The organism is Algoriphagus sp. A40, from assembly GCF_002002735.1.
GTDB lineage: Bacteria > Bacteroidota > Bacteroidia > Cytophagales > Cyclobacteriaceae > Algoriphagus.
Window position 1 is genome coordinate 163655 of record NZ_MUNY01000072.1, and the last position, 21253, is coordinate 184907.

Below are 21253 nucleotides of genomic sequence, written 5' to 3' on the forward strand. Positions count from 1 at the left end.
GTTACCCTTTGTGGAATGAATTCTATTGATTGCTCGCCCCAATCCTAAGCCCTAGTAGTTTCATCTCCTAAAAACAAATTGAACCCATTTAAACAGCTTAAAATCTGTAATTTTAGCCTGAGGAAATTGGTGGCGAAAGTCTCATGACTAAGGAAAAAAAAGTAAATCTTTTTCAGTTTTTTATCCTGTTGCTCCTTGGGCTATTGGGTAATGAATCCTACGCCCAAGTCGCTATTCCCAGAGATGGTTTTCCCTATTGCGAGCCATTTACCAGCTCCACTCCCCGAGCCAATACCATATTTGACGGTGATCCCGTTTCGGCTTTCCTGACATCAGGAAACCTGGATCCCTCGAATCAGGGGGTGTTAAGACTTACCAATAACGATGCGGATCAAAGAGGTTATGTTTTTGTTGACCTTCCATTTTCATCAGCCTATGGGATCAAAACTTCCTTCGAATATTTTGCCTATGCTCCTTGGGACTTGGTAGAAGGGCCCGGAGATGGTTTTAGTTTTTTTCTTTTTGATGGAACAATTAGCGCTGCCACCTTTGAGATTGGTGGACTGGGCGGATCATTGGGCTATTCTCCTTTGCGATACAGCGGTGGAAATTTTGGAGGAGGCTACGGTCTTAAGGGCGCTTATATGGGGATTGGCCTGGATGAGCGCGGGAACTGGGGAAATCAATTTGAGGGGAAGTATGGAGGCTTTGCCAATCCATTTCAATATGGGTCAGGACTTTCTCCAGCTTTTTTCCCTAGATATCCCAATAGCATTGCCATCCGGGGACCAGTCGAAGCTGCGGACGCGGTCCGGGACAATGGAATGACTGGAAATTTTGTTGGCTTCCCTGCGTTGTTTCCTTCTCCTCCGGTATATAATAGTTATCAGTTTATTGATGGGAAGATTTTAAATAATGATCCAAGTGATGGCTCTCCTTTTGACGTTTTGGATCCAAAATTCTTTTTACCATCCAATCAACGATTTACAGTTGGGGCTCAAGGCAGAGTAGAAAATTGTGCTCAAGTAGGATATCGCAAGGTATTTATTGATTTAAGACCGATTGGTAATGGTAATTATACCATTTCAATGGACATGCTTGTGAGGACAGCTTTTGGAATTCAGGTCGTAAATATTTTTAATAATGTCCCTTACCCTTATACCGCTCCCCAAAACCTTAAAGTAGGATTTGCTGCTGCTACAGGAGCTGCAAAAAGAAGCATTCATGAAATCCGAAATGTAACTGTAGAAGTATCCAGCATTGATCCCTTGTTGGCACCAAATCCACCCAACTTGGACGAAAAAGTTTGTTTTAATGAAGACCTGACCTTTGATTTTGATGTTGCTCTTCCAGCACAAAACCAGTTTATCCGCTGTTTACAACTATACACGACTAATCCAGGTCCACCAAACAATGCTTCAAATCCTAACGGGGATCCTACCGTTGGGAATTGCGGTCTTTCAGGAGTATGTATAGAGAAATGTAAGCCGGAAAACAAAACTATAGTAGTTCCTGGAGTCGGAACCTTTGAATCTATCCTGGAGAACCTTACTGATCAGAATTTTGGAAATGAGCGGAATGAGGCCAAAATCAAGTTCACTCCTGTTCCAGGGTTTTTTGGTACCCACACCATCTTTTACAATGTACTCGATAACTATGGCTTGACATCTGAGCCTAGAACAGTGACGGTTACCGTAAATCCTTTTCCAAAAATCGATAGTTCCGGTGCAATCGTAGGCCCAACCTGTAACGGTCAAAATGACGGAAATATCAACAATGTCGTCCTGAAGGATTTGATTCCCGGATATACTTTTTCTTGGACGGATCCAGCAGGAAATCTTATTCCAAATATTAATTACACTGTAACTGAAACAACGGTAGGCGGATATATTCAGGCAACAATCGGAGTAAATAATATCAATTTGGGTAAATACACTCTGACTGTAAACAATCCAGCCACTAACAGTGCATGCGACGATACGTTCGACTTTAATGTTATTGATGTCAGAGGGACACCCGTAGCCGTGATTTTGGACGATCAGGAAGTCTGCGATGGAACACCGGTAATTTTCCTTCCCCAGCTTGAGGATCCCACTGATGCTAATAATCCAACCTTTCTTTGGTGGAAAAACATCAATAAAACCGCTGGATCCCAAATCTCCAACGGGCTGACAGAAGGAGGGGTAACTTATACCATAGCTGCACCGGGAGTTTTAACAATTACAGGATTGCCCCAAAGCGCCACTCCTTATGAGTATTTTGTGGAAGTCAAGGCAGACCCAAGCCAAAACTTATGTGCGACTCCGCCAGGATCCTTAAAGCGGGTTCAGGTACTCGTATTGCCGCCTTTGAACATATCTGCTACTGTTACAGATGATCTCTGTCGGCAAAGTACTGGTCAAATTATCGTCACTGCAACAGGTGGATTTCCAACCAAAACCTACAGCCTAGACGGAGGCCCATTTCAGCCGTCTAATACTTTTTCAAATTTATTGCCTGGAACTTACACCATTGATGTCAATGCTGGGACTAACTGTATCGGCACGATTACCAGAACAATCAACGGTCCAGCCACAGCTCTTTCTATCACATACCTCGATCAAGTCAATCCCTCCTGTGGACTGAATAACGGCGCGTTGAGATTTCAGGCAGGCGGAGGTACTCCGGGATATACCTTTACTATCAATGGTTCGCCGGTAACTCCTGTTTTGGCTGGAGGGATTTTCACCATTTCAGGATTAGCCCCTACTGCAAACTATACCGTTCAGATCACTGACACTAATTCATGTCCAGCCAACTTTACAACTCCTTCATTCAGTGCCATTCCAATTCCATCGTTTGGGGTCACAGATGATGTTATCTGTCCTGGAGAAACGGCTATCCTTACCCCGACAATCCTCGAACTCAGCAATGCTTTAAACCTTATCTATACCTGGAAGGATAAAAACGGAAACAATTTGGTAAATGGTGGTGGCATAACTTATACAGTCAATAGTACTACCGGAGAATTAAGCATTGCAGGTCTTCAGGAAAGCGCTAATCCTTATGAATACACATTGGTAGTTGGTGGGACAAATATTTGTAATAATACCCCTATTCCGGCAAAAGTCACGGTCAATCCATCCCCTAAACTGAATCCACCAACCGTGGTAAATGTCTCCTGTTTTGGGGAAAATACTGGAACAATTACATTAATTCCTACTGACCCAGCCCAAGCAGCAAATTACCAATACAGTATCGATGGAGGGACAAGTTTTCAGGCATCTCCTGTTTTCGGAAATTTGGTTGCAAATACCTACGACTTTATCATCAGAAATTCTGTTACGGGATGTTCTTCCGAATTGAAAGGGGTGATAGTCTCGCAACCTACCGAACTCATTTTAAATCTGGATAAATTCATTCAGGCGGCCTGCGGAGTACCAAATGGACAACTTGAAATCTCATTTATTGGGGGTACACTAGGATATAAATTGGAGCTATTGCTGAATGGAACTGTGATTCAGACCAACAATTCTCCAACTTCCCCGACAGTTTACGCAAATCTTGCTCCCGGCAATTACCAGGTAAGGATTACTGACAATTTATCGTGCGTAAAAACAATAGATCAAACCCTCATCAACGATGTAGGTATTCCGATTTCGGTTGACCCAATGACTGATGAATTGTGTTTTGGGGACATTTCAAAAATTACTCCAGTAGTTTCTACATCAGGCTCGGCACAACTCAAATGGTATAAAGACGCTGCTGCAACCCAAGAAATTGTTTCCAGTCCCACACCGGATGCTAATGGGCATGTGTTTACTATAAATTCAACTACCCAAGAACTGACAGTTGGTGGGCTAAAAGCCGGGAATTACAACTATTATTTGGTGGCAAAAGGTCCAGGTTATTGTCCTAATCCTCCCTTTGTGGCAAGTGTCAAGGTCTATGAGCCAATTGTAGCGACTCCCGTAGTCACAGATGAAATTTGCTTTGGGGCAAAAGACGGAACTATAACAGTAAACGCAACCGGAGCAGATGGTAATTTCGAATACAGTTTGAATAATGGGCCTTTTGTTTCAACAAAGGTATTTACAGGCTTGGATAAAGGAACTTACACAATTGATATCCGAAGCACAGGAAATAATGGTTGTACTTTCCAAACCACTGCAACTGTAAATGCCCCTTCTGTACCAATATCAGTCAATTCTCCTGGTATCCTTAGAAGTTCATGTGACTTGCCAAATGGAAGTATAGAAAACCTGGTAATTAGCGGTGGATGGGCAGGTTACACAGTAGAGTGGAGAAAAGGTTCTTTGACAGGTCCAATTGTACCTGGTGGGTTGACTGGGGCTGAGAATTTGTTAGCCGATACCTATTTCCTGATTGTTAAAGACCAGAAAGGGTGCTCTGTTTCTTTTGATTTCGTCGTGGAAGAAATGCCTGATCCAGTATTTGTGGTGGCTCCAGTGGAGGTTTGTGCAGGGGAGAATGTGGTTTTAACTCCGGTGAATACCGTTTCCGGTTCGGCTGATTCACAAATCAAATGGTTCAAAAATTCCGGTTTAACCCAAGAAATTACTACAGGTCCAGATACTGCAAATCCCGCAATAGGATATTCGATTAATGCATCAGGTCAATTGACTGTAACAGGATTGCCAGGGTCCGAAACAATTTATACCTACTACATGCAAACTGTCTGTACCGGAGAAGTGGTCCCAGTTGAAGTAATGGTAAGAATTGTACCGGATTTGGTATTTGAAACTACTCCTGAAATTTGCTTTGGTGCCGCTGATGGTAAAATCCGAATTATTTCAGGTGCTGTGGGTACTTTTGAGTATTCAATAGATGGCAATTCTCCAATTTCTCAGGCTGGACTTGAGGCCTTGACTTTTGCACCAAAGGTTTACAGCGTTGCAGTTACCAATGCAGGTCTTTGCCTTAAAACTTATCAGGTAGAGGTTTTGGGCCCTTCCAATCCAATTTCCAGAGGCACATTTACTGTTCAGCGAAGCTCATGTAATCTTGATAATGGCAGTATTGAAAATCTCGTCATTTCCGGAGGATGGGGTGAATTTACCACAGAATGGAGGAAGGGTTCCCTGACAGGTCCAATTATTCCTGGAGATATTAAAGGAGCCAAAGACTTAGGTCCAGGCAACTATTATTTGATAGTTACCGACAAAGAAGGTTGTCAGGAAGAATTTGATTTTACAATCACCGAGCAGCCTCAACCCAATTTTCAGGTAAATTCGCCTGAAATATGCGCAGGAGAGAATGCGGTTTTCAATCCAGTCAATACAGTTTCCGGTTCTTCACCAACTGAACTGAGGTGGTATAAGGACTCAGGAAAAACCCAGCCAATCCAAAATGGTCCTGATGCGGCCAACCCAGCTGTGGTTTACACAATTAATTCTACCACTGGTCAGCTATCCATTGCCGGATTGGTTGGCAAGTCAACGACATACTCCTATTTCCTTCATGTGGTATGCTCAGATCAATTAGTCAAGGCTGACGTTTTAGTCAGGGTTGTTCCTGATCCGAAATTTGTTACCGAACCTGTAAGTTGCTTTGGAGGAAATGATGGTAAAATAATTATTCAGTCAGGAGGAGATTCTAAATATTCCTATTCTGTCGATGGAGGCGCAGCACTTACAGAGCCACAGCTCGAGGCGCTTTCTTTCAAGGCTAAAAAATATTCGGTAACCGTTTCTAACCAAGGCTTCTGCTTGACAAGTTTCGAAGTAGAGGTTATGCAACCGGTTTCCGCCCTGGCAGTGGCTCCTTTGACCAAATTTGATCCAGGCTGTGGGGCAGATGTGGGAATCATCCGTACTCAAATCACCGGCGGATGGGCTCCATATTCAGTTACCTTATTTAAAAATGGTACAGCAGCAAATACCCAGACGATTCAGGGCCCTGCCTACGAGATCACTAACCTATCTCCGGGACAATACTATTTGAGTGTCACAGATGCAGAAGGTTGTGCTATAAATTCCAATACAATTACGATGGTTTATGGTCCAACCCAGGTTTTGGTGGACGATATCGAAATTTGTGAAGGAGAGACTGCCGTATTAACACCAATAGCAAACCCGGTTCCAACGGGGGCTGTTTTCGAATGGTTTAAAAACAGCGCACTTACCATTCCAATAGTTACAAGCCCTATTCCAGATGCAAATGGCCATATTTTCCAAATTGCATCAAATGGAACACTTTCAGTTTCCGGCCTAACTTCTGCCAATTCTCCTCTTACTTATTATGTAAGAATTTCCGGTGGAAATTCATGCCCGGGATTTGTAGCTGCTCCAAAGGTTATTGTTAACAGACTTCCGAATTTGACCTCTACAATAAAAGACGAGGTCTGCTTTGGTGATAAAGGAACTATTACACTTACAGGAAGTGCAGGAGATGGCACTTTTACCTATTCCCTGGACGGAGTCACATTCCAGACAAACAACCTATTTTCGGTAACACCAGGAACTTACACAGGATATGTGAAAAGTGGGGCCGGTTGTTTGACCGAGCTACCAAATTTGATTGTAAAGGGACCGGTTTCGCCACTTGTAGTCACATTGCCCACTAAGCAGGACGCAACCTGCAACGCGTCTGATGGCAGTATTAGTTTTGAAATTTCCGGGGGTTACAATACAACCTATACTGTTTTGACTACTAGAAATGGACAAACCTACAAGACTGATGTCGTACCTGCCGGAACCTATGTCATGATGGGATTGCCATCCGGAAGCTATAGTTTCACAATAACTGATGCTGGAGGTTGTATGGTATCGGTTCCAGGGGATATTGAATTGGAAAATCTCCTCACTCCACTTGCTGCAAATGACGAGGTAATCTGTGAGGGAGAAACTGCCTCTCTAATACCTTCAACAACACAAACAGGAGTAACTCCGATATTTACCTGGTACCAAAATGCCAATGGAACCGGTCAAATTTTGTCAGGCACAAGCAATGGTGTAACCTACCAAATTGCCTCTAATGGAACACTGTCTATTTCAGGACTTCAGGGTCGGCAAAACCCTTATGTTTATTACCTGAAAATATCTGGAAATGGTATTTGCGAACCACCTCTTGAACAGGTAGAGGTGCTTGTTTATGATATCCCAAACCTGAGAGTATCCAATCCCTCAATCGTATGTGACCCCATGGGAACGGTTGATCTAACACAATTTATTGAGGGATTTGATCCTAATATTTACGATTACCTCATATTTAATCCATCAGGCAGCATAATGCGAATTGATGAATTGAATGCAGTAAATCAAAGTGGAAGTTATCAAGTCCAAAACGCAATTAAAGGATCAAGCTGCTGGTCTCCAAATCAAAGAATTCAGGTTTTGATAACCGAGGAAGAATTGATTCCAGACTTCAATTATGAGGCTGATTTGGGTGGAGGGAATTTCATAGCAAATTCCGAGGCACAGATTTTGGAGCAGGTGAATTTCTTGGATACTTCATTGGGTAAAGTGATTATCTGGAATTGGGATTTTGGCGATGGTGCAAGCAGTTCAGAAGAAAACCCATCCCATGTTTATAATAAAAAAGGAACCTATACTGTGACACTGACCACCATCGATGAAATCGGATGTATAGCAGTTACCCAAAAAGTAATCACGGTCTTGGATGATTATGTGGTTATTGTTCCCAATGCATTTACGCCAGATGGCCTAAAAAATCAATATTTCAAACCCCAATTCAGGGGAATTGCCTCGATGGAATTCTACGTGTTTAATACCTGGGGAGAATTGATTTTTGAAGCAAATAGTCTTGAAACCTTGGGTTGGGATGGAACCTTAAACGGGAAAAATGCTCCAAATGGGAATTTCGTTTACAGAGTAGTTTTTCAAACCCGTTCTGGCGAGAAACTTGAAAAAACCGGTGTGTTTATATTAATACGATAAATGGCAAAAAAGCTGTTAATAGGTTGGTTTGCGTTATTATTCTTGGTTTTGCCTTTGGCAAAAGCCCAGGATGTCCAATATTCCCAATTTTATGCAGCTCCTCTTTATCTCAACCCCGCCCTTACAGGCGCTTCCGAGCTCACCAGGGTTGGTGTCAACTACCGAAACCAATGGCCTGGACTCGACCATAGCTTCAATTCTTATTCGGCCTACATTGATCACTACATCTTTGACTATAACAGTGGGATTGGGCTGATTTTCAACGGAAACCAGGAGACCATGGCCAACCTTTCTACCAATGAAATCGGCCTGAGCTATTCCTACAGACTCCGTCTGAGTGATAAGTTTTTTTTCAGAGTAGGTGGGCAGGTGAGCTACATGCAGCGTGACGCCTTCTTCTCAGATTTGGTATTTGGATCCATGATTGACATCGTAAACGGGACTGTCGGAGGCATTACCGATGAGCTTAACGGCATTCCCTTAGACAGCCGATATTCATTTGTCGATTATGCCGTTGGGGGGATGTTTTACAATGACAAGTTTTGGCTGGGAGCTTCTGCGCACCACCTCACTGAACCGAATATTTCCTTTGTGGATGATCAGACCAGTGTATTGCCTATGAAGGTCTCACTGCAGGGTGGTTACAAAATAGACCTAGCTCCGGGTAGCAGGGATTATTTCACCAATAATTACAAAGAACGCTCAGTTTCCTTCGCCTTCAATTACAAGCAGCAGGAGCCCTTTAGCCAATTGGATGTTGGGGCACAGTTGTTTTTGCAGCCTTTGGTGTTAGGAGTTTGGTATAGAGGACTTCCTACCAAAAACAACCTTCCAAACAATGAGGCATTCATTGGATTGGTTGGGGTGGCACTCGAAAGCGGATTGGATATAGGTTACTCCTATGATGTCACTACTTCCAAACTTGGACAAAAAAACAGTGGTGGTGCACATGAAATCTCCATCAGATACACTTTTTTGTGGGGTGATCCCAGGTCAAGAAGCCAGAGATCCCGGATAATTCCTTGCTTTAGGTATTGATATTCAACAGGAAATTCCACCGAACGAAAAAAAATCAAAAATATTTTAAAGTTTTTTCAAGGCCTGTTCAGCAGGCCTTTTTTCATTTCACATCCTAAAAAAAGCATCACCTCAACAGTTTTTTAATTTATAATACATTTTGAAGAAAAATTAGACTTTTCCAAGTACCGCACTTCCTTTACAACAAATCCCCTCTCGCTAGGAAAATAGAATTTTTAGATACTATTTTCTCAAATACAGCATTTTTAAAGAATATCATTTTGCTGTATGTGATTTACAAAAAATATTATTCTTAAAAACGAAATACACAAAAGGGTTTTTATAAAACAAAAATCCTGGGCTGAAAGAGCCGAAAAACAAAATGAAGTGCAAAAATGAAAGTGTCAAATAAAATGTCAAGCGTTAAGATTCTCTTGCTGATACTCAGCATGACAATCAATTATACTGCCTTGGCACAATTTGCCTTCAACATCCCAAAACATCAGAATGATCGGATTTCCAGCTATTCCCCAATACAGGTTGCTGTGAGCGGAAAATTGGCACTCTGCTCTCACAGCGAAAAAGGAAATATCCTCCTGGACATAAGTGGTGGAGTACCTCCTTATACATTTAGATGGAATACCAATGAAACCACCCAAAACAGAACCAATCTCTATGCGGGGACTTATACGGTTTTGATCTCCGATTCACAGGGAACTTCACATACGGAGCGGATCATAATCCAGCCACCGTTCCCGCTGATTCTCAATCCGGTTGAAAAAAAGGATGCGACCTGTGGCTCTGGCTATGACGGATACGCCAAAATCAGCGTCAAAATCGGACGCAACGATTTCGAAGCAGACAGCCCACCCTATGAAATCAAATGGAGTCATGGTTTGAAGGATGTCTGGGAAGCCGAGGGTTTGGCTCCCGGAGTTTACACCGTTTTGGTTTCTGACAAATACAACTGTGATGTGAGTGTTTCATTCGAAATCAAAGCCGCAGCAGAAGGAATCCAAGTATCCGAATCCATTCAAAATCCCGTATGCGAATCTCCCGACTCCGGCCAAATCTCCCTGAATGTATCCGGTGGTGTTGCTCCTTACACCTACTCTTGGAGCAACGGTGCCAAAACAAAGGACCTTGACCAAATCAGTTCAGGAGCCTATCAGGTATTGATTACTGACAGCAAGGGATGCAGCTTTCAGGCTTCCTATACAATTGAATCTCTGGGTTCAGTTCAAATCTCCTCAAAAACAAAAGCCCCAAGTTGCCAAGGCTCTTCCGATGGAGAGATTGAGGTCTCTGCACTGGGAGGCAAAGCTCCATTTACCTACTTGTGGAGTACCGGACAGAGTTCTCCAAAAATTACTGGCCTGTCTTCTGGAACTTATTCTGTGAAAATCTCAGATACATCGGGCTGCACTGTGGAACAGCAATTCTCTCTCACTAATCCAACATCTCTTTCACTTGAGGTATTGGAAAACCGCCCAGTATCCTGTTCCGGAAAAGCTGATGGAGGTATCTCTCTGAAAATCTCAGGAGCAAAGGGCACTTATCGCCTTTCCTGGTCAGATGGAATCAAAGACCTGCTCCAAAGAAAAGACCTGGTCGCCGGCACTTACACGATTACTGCAACTGACGAGAGTGGTTGCTCAGTTAGCACCCAAGTGACAGTCACCGAATCTCAAAAAATCCAGGCAAGAATTGAAACTTCGCTGGATGTGGATTGCGCATCAGGAAAAGCGACTGGTGTGGCTTGGATTTCCATTCAGGGAGGAAAAGAACCCTACACGATTAAGTGGAATAGCAGTACAGCCAATTCACGTGAGATCAATTTCAACGCTGCCGGAATCCTCAAAGCCTCTGTGACAGATGCGCTAGGCTGTACTGTGGAAACTGAAGCCAAAGTGGACTTTCCCAATCAAAATACGCAGGGAGCCAGACTTGATTTCCAATACCGCAAACTAGCCATCACCAGTGAACCCGAGGTAATGGTCAAAGAAGAAATCCTGTTTGAAAGTGAAATTGCCCCGGAAATCATTGTCTGGGAATGGGAATTTGGGGACGGAAACAAATCCTCTGACAAAGATCCCGTCCACATTTTTTCCAAGGTGGGAGAATTTGAGGTAAAACTCACCGGCTATGATGTTTATGGCTGCTCCACTTTTGAAATCAATACCATTCAGGTCACTTCCCCGACCGAACTGATCGTCATTCCAAACGCATTCTCCCCAAACGGAGACGGGCTTAATGATTTCTTTATGCCAAAAATCAGAGCCATTTCATCGTTTCAGATGGAAATATTCAACCCCTGGGGCGAAAAACTCCATATCACCCAAAGTCCCGAAAGCAGGGGCTGGGACGGCACTTACAAAGGCCAGCTGGTACCCGCCGGCAATTACCTCTATCAAATCACCTACACCACACTTGACGGGAATTCGATGACCCGTACAGGTGGAATTACCCTAATCAGATAGGTTATGAGAATACATTTAAAGTTTATCACCCTAATGTTTATCCCCCTATGTTGCGCATCCCTGGGCCTTCGGGCTCAGGATGTGCAATATTCTCAGTTTTATGCCAATCCACTTTATCTCAATCCAGCTATGGCCGGTGCATCGGAGATGACCCGGATTGGGGTAAATTACAGAAACCAGTGGCCGGGACTTGATCAGTCTTTTACTTCTTATTCTGCACATATTGACCATTACATGTTTAATATCAACAGCGGAATTGGACTTGTATTCAACCGATCTGAGCAAAGCATGGCCCACCTGAGCGTTTCCGAAATTGGCGCCACCTATTCCTACCGAGCTCGTCTGGGATTCAAGTCGTTTCTTAGAGTAGGCGGCCAGGTCAGTTATATGGATCGGGATGCCTATTTTGGAAACCTGGTCTTTGGCAGCCAGATTGATGACCAAACAGGAGCAATCGGAGATTTTTCCGGAGAAAACCTGGGTGCAGATTTCAGCCATCAATTTGTAGACTACAGCCTCGGCATGTTGTTCAACAATGAAAACGCCTGGCTTGGAATTTCGGCTCACCACATTACCCAGCCAAATATTTCTTTCATTGATGGCCAGGTAAGTGAACTCCCCTTGAAACTTTCCGCACACGGAGGATATCGGATTGATCTATCAGGAGGCTCAGCCAAAAACTTCATGAACCAACGTTCAGGTACCAGAGATCTTACTTTGGCTTTCAACTACAAAAACCAAGGGCCATTTACCCAACTGGATCTGGGAGCTCAGATTAACCTTCAGCCACTTGTTTTAGGAGTCTGGTATCGCGGAATACCTGTATCTGACGTCACCCAATCCAACCACGAATCAGTGATCGCCCTGGTTGGAATTTCCCTTGGGAATGGCCTGGATGTGGGATACAGCCATGATTTCACCATTTCATCCCTTGGAAATGGAAACACCGGCGGTGCAAATGAGATTTCCCTCAGATACAGCTTCCTGGCAGGATCAGCCAAAGGCGCAGGGAGAAAATCCTCCATGCCTTGCTTTAAGTATTAACCGATAGGGGATTCAGGACACTGGAATAGTAAATAAATCATCAAACTCAATTTTTCAAGCTGGAACGAAATTGATCACAGGGCATAGGTACCAAATTGACTTCATGGCTGAAGTCCAAGGAATCGATGCTTTTAAAAACTACTATTCCGTCGCTTTCCACGATTTCTCCAAATCCTTCCCTCCAACCTTCTCCAAACCGCTTGAATACGACTTGCCGCTTGGAAGAGTCTCCTTCTGAAAGAAAGTTGAACTCGGCTATCAGCAGAGAATCCTTTAGCGTTCCTTTGATTAACCCCCAGCTTTTGTCTTTCTCAAAAAATAAATAGGCAAGCTCACCAGTCACATTGAATTCATCCGGCTGAATTCTCATGCGAATAGTATCTTTTCCACTGACGTACTGAAAACAGTCTTCCAGAATCTCAGCTTTGGATACGCTGTCTGGGGAAAAGTGGGCATCAATTGGGGAATCTTCCTTCGGACCATTGCAAGCGGCAATGGCAAAAACTGCCAGTAAAAGGACACAAAGCGCTTTCATAGTTGTTTATCAGATGGTTAGATCAGATATGAAACAAAAAAGCCGCCAAAAAGGCGGCCATGGTGTGTGCCTGGATGAAGTGCTATCTAGTTTCCGATCCACTCCGCCACAAACAGATTGGTGTCACGTGTTCCGCCGTTGTTTCGGTTGGAGGAAAAGACCAGGTATTTGCCGTCATTGGAGAAAACCGGGAAGGCGTCGAAAGTCCCGTCATGGGTGATTCGGGTCAGACCAGTGCCATCCAGATTGATCATGAAAAGGTTAAAAGGATAGCCTCTTTCGGTTTGATGATTGGAGGCGAAGATGAGCTTTTCACCAGAAGGATGAAAGAAAGGTGCCCAGTTGGCTTTGCCCAAACTCGTGATCTTCTTGACATCCGAGCCATCCGCATTGGCCACATACAGTTCCATTTCGGTTGGCTTTACCAGGCCTTCTTTGAGCAAGTCCTTGTATTCGGTAACTTCCTCTTCACTCTGCGGACGGGAAGCTCTCCAAACCAATTTGCTGCCATCGGGGGAGAAAAATGCACCCCCATCGTAGCCTAGTTCTGTTGTGATTTGCTTCACATCCGAGCCGTCGATATTCATCGTGTAAAGTTCCAAATCACCTGAGCGCATGGAGGTAAAGACGATTTTGTCACCTTTTGGAGACACGGTCGCTTCGGCGTCATAGCCAGGTTCGCTGGTCAATTGGGATAGGACCGTTCCATTCAAATCAGCAGTAAAAATGTCAAAGTTCTCGTAAATCGGCCAAACGTATTTCCCATCGGATCTTCTCTCCGGCACTGGAGGGCAAGACTCACCACCCAAATGGGTAGAGGCGTAAACAAAGGTTTTATTACCTGGAAGAAAGTAGGAGCAAGTGGTGCGACCGAGTCCTGTGCTGATTTTTTTGGGAGCATTGGCTTTGAGGTCGTCGGTTTGCCAGTTCACAAAAAACACCTGATCACATGAATTATCCCAGCCTGCGAAATCTGACTGAAATACCAGCATCGAATCATCGAAAGACCAATAGGCCTCGGCGTTATTTCCGCCAAAAGTGATTTGTTTGATGTTTTTGAGGTATTTCATTTCCTCTGGATGAAGCAACAGCGAGTCGGAAACAGAATGAGCTTCAGTTTCGGGTTGGACGATTGATTCGGTTTTTGGGCTATTTGCAAAAGCCGAAAGAAGGATGGAAAATAGGATTTGGATCATTTTAAAGTTCGAAATTGAAAGAATTGCGCGCCTAAGATACCAATTATTATCTTTGGACTAAATTCACCCATAACATGAAAAAAATCCTTTCTTATTCTCTTTTGATCCTCGCTGGGGTGCTCTCAGCGGTTTCTTGCGATAGCCCACCAAGTGATGAAAAACTCCTATCGGCCCTAAAAGAAGATGTGACTTTCCTTGCGGCTGATGATTTGGGTGGTCGGGCCATAGGCACCGAAGGAGAACAAAAAGCAGCGGAATACCTGGCCGGTGAATTCGAAAAAATCGGCCTGGAGCCAAAAGGAACGGAGGGCTTCTTTCAGCCTTTTACAGTTTCCAAACCTACAAACCCCCACGAAGAAGCGGTGATCGGGACCGACGGTGAAGGAATTACTGGCCGGAATGTGGTCGGATTTTTAGATAAAAAAGCCGACAAAACCATCGTGATCGGTGCTCATTTTGACCATTTGGGAATGGGAGGACAAGGCTCACTTCATCGGGGAGATTCGGCCATCCACAACGGTGCCGATGACAATGCTTCAGGCACTGCCGCCCTATTGGCTCTTGCCAAAATCCTCCAACACGAAGAGCTGAAAAGCAATGTGCTCTTCATTGCTTTCTCCGGTGAGGAAAACGGGCTTTGGGGCTCCAATTATTTTGTGAAAAACCCGACCATTGATCTCAAAATGGTCAACTACATGATCAACATGGATATGGTGGGTAGATTGAATGAGGAAAAATCCCTTGCCGTCTATGGTGTAGGCACCAGCCCGAGTTTTCCATCCATTTTGGATCCAATCAATTCTGACAGCCTAAAAATTGTCACTACCGAATCAGGAGTGGGACCATCTGATCATACCTCATTTTACCTGCAGGATCTGCCTGTTTTACACTTTTTCACCGGTCAGCACGAAGATTACCACAAGCCCTCCGATGATTCTGACAAAATCAATTACGAAGGTTTGGTGACGGTGGTACGCTACATTTCCCGACTAGTAGCCCAACTGGATGCTGAACCGAAACTAGCCTTTACCAAAACCAAAGATTCCAGCGATTCTCCCCGCTTTACTGTTTCGATGGGTGTGGTTCCAGATTACATGTTTGACGGCAAGGGAATGCGGATCGACGGCGTATCCGAAGACAAACCCGCCCAAGCTGCCGGTCTCCTCAAAGGTGACGTGGTCGTGCAAATGGGAGACTCAACTGTCTACGATATGATGAGCTATATGCGAGCTTTGAGTGCTTTCCAAAAAGGAGATTCGACCAAAGTGGTGATCGAGAGAAGTGGTCAAAAGGTCGAAGCAGTGGTCAAGTTCTAACAATTATGGAAAAGCTTCTTTCATTCCAGTATATTAAAGAATATCAACAAGGTCTGCCTGCTGGACTGGAAGAAGCTTTTCTTAAAATCAAGGAAAAACCCTGGAATCTCGACTCCTTCAAGTTTTACACCGCAGTGTCAGTCATGGCTTCCGCAAAAATTGAAGGAGAATCGCTTGAAATTGACAGTTACCTCAAACATAAAACTCAAGAGGTAGAATACCTGCCCAATTTGACTCAAAAGCCAAATGATCTGTTTGAGGCCTATGAATTTGCCAGAGATCATTCCTTGACTTTGGATAATTTTTTGGAGGCACATCAAATCTGCACCAAACACCTGCTCCCTGATTCTTCAAGAGGAAAGCTGCGTAAAGGGAATATGCTGATTATGAACCAACAAACGCAACAGATCCAATATGAAGCTGCATTTGGCTCCCAAGTAAAGTCAGAATTTGATCAGTTTTGGAAGGAATTATCCAAAATCTTAAGTTCTAAATTGACTTTTCAGGAATCACTTTTTTTTGCCTCGCTTGTCCACCTTGTCTTTGTTAAAATCCACCCTTTTGCTGACGGAAACGGAAGAACTGCCCGACTTTTAGAAAAGTGGTTTTTGAGCAACAAATTGGGTGAAAAAGCATGGTTTATCCCAAGCGAATATTTCTATTTTACTCACTTGGGCGACTACTATCAAAATCTTGGAAGGGTAGGTCTTTTTTATGAAAAGCTGGATTATTCCCAAGCAATTCCTTTTCTTATCATGCTTCCCAAAGCAATTAAACCCGACTGATTTATTGAAGACTTATCGGATTCGCTTCCACTCCCTCAAAGGTCATTTTGATTGGTTTGATGGTTCCGTCCTCATTAAATTCCATGATGTCGATGCAGGTCACCCGGTGATCCCGCCCTTCGGTAGGAATCGGCCGACGGTGATAGACCATGTACCATTCGTCTGTTCCCGGTTTTTGGATGACCGAGTTGTGACCTGCCCCTGTCGCCACAGTGGTATCTGATTCGAGGATCGTTCCGATTCGTCGGTAAGGTCCGGTTGCTTTTTCTGCCATGGCATAGGCTACTTTATAGCTGTCATTGGTCCATCCGCCCTCGGACCACATCAGGTAGTATGTTCCTTTTCGGAGAAACATAAAAGGCCCTTCTACATAACCCTCGGGGGTGATCTCATGGAAAAACTCTCCATCTTCCCAAGGTTCAAAACCTGTGAAGTCAGCATTCAGCTTATCTATATTGCAATGACCCCAGCCTCCGTAGAAAAAGTAATGAGTCCCGTCCGTGTCCTTAAATACAAACTGGTCGATTGGCTGGGCTCCATGGTGAAAGTCCGATAGCAGCGGCTTGCCCAACAGATCCTTGAAAGGTCCAGCCGGTGAATCAGCCACTGCGACGCCGATTCCACCAAAATGATTGATGTCATTGTTCGGATCATATCCCGGCCGTTCGGGAGTGAGCGGGTCATTGGCTGCGAAAAACAGGTAATATTTCCCGTCTTTCTCAATAGCCGCCGGTGCCCACATTGCCTGCTTGGCCCATTTGACCGCGGCAGAATCGAGGATTAGCTCGTGCTTTTCCCAAGTCACCAAATCCTTGGAAGAAAAAGCATCAAAATGCATCTGATTCTCAAATGCCGCCGAGTAAGTCGGATAGATCCAATATTCATCCCCAAACACAATCCCCTCTGGATCGGCATACCAGCCTTCGAAAATCGGGTTTCCTGAAAGCTTTGGCGGTTCTTCGGTTTCTGTTTTTGGAGAGGAGCAGGCACCTAAAAACCCTGCCAATAAGGAAACAATTACTATTTTAAGATCAGATTGGTTCATTTGAAATAGACTTTAGATCAATATAATAGGATAAAAAAAGACTAGGGTAAATATCTCAATACTAAAGCAGGGAAATCGCTTTTTAAATCACCTTCTTATCCATCATTTGGCTGAAATTGAACCATTAAGGGAATTAAGGACATGTAGTGCTATTCTCAACCTTGATTAATTGGGGTTTTACTAACAGCGATGCTAGTCGTTATCCTTAATTTTCTTAATTATCTCAATGGTTTATTCAAACCAGCGGTATTTGATTTACTCCTGCCCTTTTTATCCAAAAAGATTAAAAGCAATTATTCTGAATATTAAATTAAACTCTCAAAATACTCATTTATCAAAGGCTTCATGGCTTTAGTGAGATTGTCGGAGTAGAAATTAAACAATAGCCCCTGGGGTTTTTTAAGCAACTTCATATAGCTCATCAACTGTGCAGTATGGACTGGCAATAGTTCTTTGACAGTTTTAAGCTCGACAATGATCGTGTCCTCAACCAGAAGATCTAATTTTAGCTCAGAATCAATCAAATAGCCATCGTAATTTATGTTGATAGGAATTTGCTGCTGAACATCGAATCCATTTTTTTCCAATTCAAAGCATAAGCATTTTTCATAAATACTTTCTAAAAGTCCTGGTCCAAGTGCTTTATGGACTGTAATTGCACAGCCAGTGATTTCGTATGAAAGCTTAGTCACTGCCGCTTTTGAAACATATTTCATAGTCCCGAAAAAAGTTTAGGTCAAATTAAAGACAATATTTTTTTAACATTAAGGGAGTTGAGAAAATTCAGGACTGCAATTCAAAAGGCAATGTCTCATTTCTAACGAAAAATTTTTTAAGCCTTCGCTCCTTGGCGAAGCTAACCAAACTTAATTCCCTTAATTTCTAAATGGTATAAAAAATATCAGTTCTCAGTTTTTACACTTCAGTCACCATTTCTGACACTTCAGTCAACTTCAATTTTTCACTTCACAGATCCGGGACAATTTTGATTCAAATCTGAATCGAAATGAAAATCCGACTGATACTTTTAGCCTACTTTTTCCTCAGCCAAACTCTTGCATTTGGACAAACGCTTATCTCCGGAAAAGTCCTTGACGAAAAAGGAAATCCGCTGCCAGGAGTCAATGTCTTCATTAAAGGAAGTTTTGACGGCACAAGCAGTGATACTTCCGGAGCATTTGAATTCGAAACCACAGAAACCGGAGATCAGCTGTTGGCTTTTAGCATGATGGGTTTCAAAACCCAGGAAATCTATGTGGCTCTTTCAGCTCCAAAACTGGAAATCGAAGCCCTCAAATTGGTCGAAGAATACAATGAAATGAATACCGTCACAATCTCAGCAGGAGCCATGGAAGCTTCGGATGAGAAAAAATCGGTGATTCTCCGACCACTTGACATTGTCACTACACCTTCCGCGATGGGAGATATTGTCGGAGCCTTCCAGACTTTGCCTGGCACAAGTACCGTGGGAAATGACGGCCGGCTTTTCGTGCGGGGCGGAGATGCCAGCGAGGTCGGGATCTATATCGACGGCATGCGTGTGGGCAATGCCTATGGAACCACGGCTGGAAATGTGCCCACCCGCACCCGATTCAATCCCAACCTGTTCAAAGGAACTTTCTTCTCCACAGGCGGCTATTCTGCAGAATTTGGCCAAGCACTTTCCTCCGCTTTGGCACTCAACACCAAAGACCTGGCGATCCGAAGCCAGGGAGATCTGTCCCTCATGTCCGTCGGAGGTGGCTATGCACATACCTTGGCCAATGACAAACGAAGCATCAGTATCAGCGGAAATATCTTTGACTTGACTCCCTACCAAGCGCTGGTGAAGCAGAATTTTGACTGGGAAAGGTCTCCATACGGCCTGGATCTGGAAGTGGCCGCGCAACACAAGCTCAACAAAGGTGGTCTGCTCAAAGTCCTGGCACGAACCGAAACCGGAGGAATGAAACTTTGGCAGCCTCAGCCGGGAATGGATGGAAAGGGAATTTTGGTGGATTTGACCAACAACTATACCTACGCCCAGACCAACTGGAGAAAAACGTATGAAAACGGATGGACGCTGTTTTCCGGTGTTTCCTTTTCGCACAACAAAGACTTCATCAGCTACGATGATTTAGATGTGGAGCGAAAAAACAACTTGACACATGTCAAGTTCAGCACGATCAAGGATTTTAGCGATCGGTTTTCTGCGAAAACAGGGGTGGAATATTTCATCCACGACTATTCCGAAAAACTTGTCGAGGAGGACCTGGACCGCTCTTTTGAGGAAAATGAAGCCTACCTATTTACCGAATGGGACTGGTACCTGACCAAGAAGTTTGTTCTCCGAGGAGGACTGCGTGCCGGTCATTCCAAACTGGTCGTAGATCAGTGGCTAGACCCGAGAGCTTCTTTGGCTTACAAAATCTCAGAGTTCGGCACCCTCTCTTTGGCCGCTGGTCGATTCCATCAATTGCCTGTGGATAACTTCCGGGTTTTAGACGTAACACTGAAAAATTCTGAATCGAAACACCTGATTTTAAACTATTTGTTCCAAAATGACGGAAGAACATTCCGAGCAGAGACTTTCTACAAATCCTATGATCAACTCGTCAAATTTGAGGGATATCCACAAAACCCCCAAAATCTCCGCAACGAAGGGTCAGGTTTTGCCAAAGGCTTTGATGTTTTTTTCCGGGATCAAAAAACCTTCAAAAACACGGACTATTGGGTGACCTACAGCTTTGTAGACAGCGAGAGGAGCTACAATCAATTTGAAACCAATGTTCAGCCGGATTTTGCTCCCACCCACAATTTCTCTGTGGTCGTGAAGCACTTTATCGTAAAACTCAAGTCACAGCTTGGCGCATCCTATTCCTTCAATGACGGCTATACTTACACTGATCCCAATTTTTCGGGAGAAATGAATTCGAAGACTTCTGCCTATCAAAACCTGAGCATCAGCTGGAGCTATTTGCCCAAGCCCAATCTGATCATTCATGCCGCAGTGACCAATGTCCTCGGAACGGAAAACATCTTCGGGTATTCTTTCGCCCGAAATCCAAACGAACAAGGACAGTTTGAATCACTCCCAATCGGGCAAACCGCCCCGAGATTTCTATTCGTCGGAGTATTCCTGACACTGTCCAAAGACAAAAACGCAAATCAATTAAACAACCTCTAAATTTTAAAAATCATGAAAAAGTCTCTTTTCACTTTCGTACTTTCCCTAATGTGGATAACTCTTGCATTTGCAGCAGATCCAGCCTATGAAAACGCCATGAAAAAGCAAATAGCAGCCATGAGCACCATCCAGTCTGCTGACGAATCTCAGTCTGTAGCCAACGGTTTTTTGAGAATTGCCGAAGCAAAATCTGAAGAATGGCTTCCGCTCTATTACGCCGCCTATATTCAGTCGACAGCCGCTTTCCGGTTTGAAGTGAACAAAGATCAATTCTTTGACCAGGCGTTGGAGTTGGTGAACAAAGCGGATAAAATCGCTCCCAACAACTCTGAGATCACGGCTTTGAAAGGATACATCATCATGGGAAAACTCTCTGTCGACCCGATGAACCGTGGCCAGGAAATGAGTCCTTTGGCCTTGCAGACTTTTGGAAAAGCAATCGCGCTGGACAAGGAAAATCCAAGAGCGACGACGTTGATGGCACAAATGGAATTGGGAATGTCTCAGTTTTTTGGAAGCGGCCCTGAAAAGGCTTGCGGATTGGCGAGAGTTGGACTGGAGCTTTATGCCAAGGAAGAAACTAAAATCACGGATGGCTACCTGCTGCCCGCATGGGGAAAAAATCTCGCGGAGCAGGTGGCAAACTCCTGCAAGTAGTCTGATTGGGGAAACCCTATGACCTGCCCGTTTTCTCGAAGATTTTAGGGAAAACGGGTTTTACCTGCTGATTCATTTCCAAGCAAAAATCCATTTTGTGTATCTTCCGACATG

12 protein-coding genes are annotated in these 21253 nt (G+C 44.0%); 8 read left to right on the forward strand and 4 right to left on the reverse strand.

Going from position 1 to position 21253, the window contains the following annotated elements; all coding sequences use genetic code 11:
• Positions 1 to 143: 143 nt before the first annotated feature.
• From B0E43_RS18275 to B0E43_RS18290, 4 genes are all read left to right on the forward strand, one after another.
• Positions 144 to 7898 carry a PKD domain-containing protein gene (locus B0E43_RS18275; protein WP_077352446.1) on the forward strand — a complete coding sequence of 2585 codons (7755 nt, stop codon included), beginning with the start codon at positions 144 to 146 and terminating at the stop codon, positions 7896 to 7898.
• A complete protein-coding gene (locus B0E43_RS18280) occupies positions 7899 to 8936 on the forward strand; it encodes a type IX secretion system membrane protein PorP/SprF (protein ID WP_077352448.1) in 1038 nt (345 codons plus the stop codon).
• A gap of 392 nt (positions 8937 to 9328) precedes the next feature.
• Positions 9329 to 11395 (forward strand): gliding motility-associated C-terminal domain-containing protein, encoded by a 2067-nt coding sequence (locus tag B0E43_RS18285; RefSeq protein ID WP_168171975.1) that lies wholly within the window; start codon positions 9329 to 9331, stop codon positions 11393 to 11395.
• A 3-nt stretch (positions 11396 to 11398) separates the two neighbouring features.
• Positions 11399 to 12439 (forward strand): type IX secretion system membrane protein PorP/SprF, encoded by a 1041-nt coding sequence (locus B0E43_RS18290; RefSeq protein ID WP_077352451.1) that lies wholly within the window; start codon positions 11399 to 11401, stop codon positions 12437 to 12439.
• 46 nt (positions 12440 to 12485) lie between these two features.
• Here B0E43_RS18290 and B0E43_RS18295 read toward each other — a convergent pair whose 3' ends face one another.
• Together B0E43_RS18295 and B0E43_RS18300 are read right to left on the reverse strand one after the other, a co-directional pair.
• Complete coding sequence (locus tag B0E43_RS18295) at positions 12486 to 12974, reverse strand: hypothetical protein (protein ID WP_077352453.1); 489 nt, start codon at positions 12972 to 12974, stop codon at positions 12486 to 12488.
• An 86-nt stretch (positions 12975 to 13060) separates the two neighbouring features.
• Positions 13061 to 14170: a PD40 domain-containing protein gene (locus B0E43_RS18300; RefSeq protein WP_077352455.1), complete on the reverse strand. Its 1110-nt coding sequence runs from the start codon at positions 14168 to 14170 to the stop codon at positions 13061 to 13063.
• Positions 14171 to 14244: 74 nt separating this feature from the next.
• Between B0E43_RS18300 and B0E43_RS18305 the strand changes: the two genes are divergently transcribed.
• Complete coding sequence (locus B0E43_RS18305) at positions 14245 to 15486, forward strand: M20/M25/M40 family metallo-hydrolase (protein ID WP_077352457.1); 1242 nt, start codon at positions 14245 to 14247, stop codon at positions 15484 to 15486.
• 5 nt (positions 15487 to 15491) lie between these two features.
• Positions 15492 to 16271, forward strand: coding sequence for a Fic family protein (locus B0E43_RS18310; protein ID WP_077352459.1), 780 nt, complete (start codon positions 15492 to 15494; stop codon positions 16269 to 16271).
• Position 16272: 1 nt separating this feature from the next.
• Here B0E43_RS18310 and B0E43_RS18315 read toward each other — a convergent pair whose 3' ends face one another.
• Together B0E43_RS18315 and B0E43_RS18320 are read right to left on the reverse strand one after the other, a co-directional pair.
• Positions 16273 to 17316: a glycoside hydrolase family 43 protein gene (locus tag B0E43_RS18315; protein WP_077352461.1), complete on the reverse strand. Its 1044-nt coding sequence runs from the start codon at positions 17314 to 17316 to the stop codon at positions 16273 to 16275.
• A gap of 305 nt (positions 17317 to 17621) precedes the next feature.
• Positions 17622 to 18032, reverse strand: coding sequence for a GxxExxY protein (locus B0E43_RS18320; RefSeq protein WP_077352463.1), 411 nt, complete (start codon positions 18030 to 18032; stop codon positions 17622 to 17624).
• Positions 18033 to 18322: 290 nt separating this feature from the next.
• Between B0E43_RS18320 and B0E43_RS18325 the strand changes: the two genes are divergently transcribed.
• Together B0E43_RS18325 and B0E43_RS18330 are read left to right on the forward strand one after the other, a co-directional pair.
• Positions 18323 to 20482 carry a TonB-dependent receptor gene (locus tag B0E43_RS18325; protein WP_077352465.1) on the forward strand — a complete coding sequence of 720 codons (2160 nt, stop codon included), beginning with the start codon at positions 18323 to 18325 and terminating at the stop codon, positions 20480 to 20482.
• A 12-nt stretch (positions 20483 to 20494) separates the two neighbouring features.
• Entirely contained in the window at positions 20495 to 21139 is a 645-nt protein-coding gene (locus B0E43_RS18330; protein ID WP_077352467.1) for a hypothetical protein, read from the forward strand.
• Positions 21140 to 21253 lie beyond the last annotated feature (114 nt).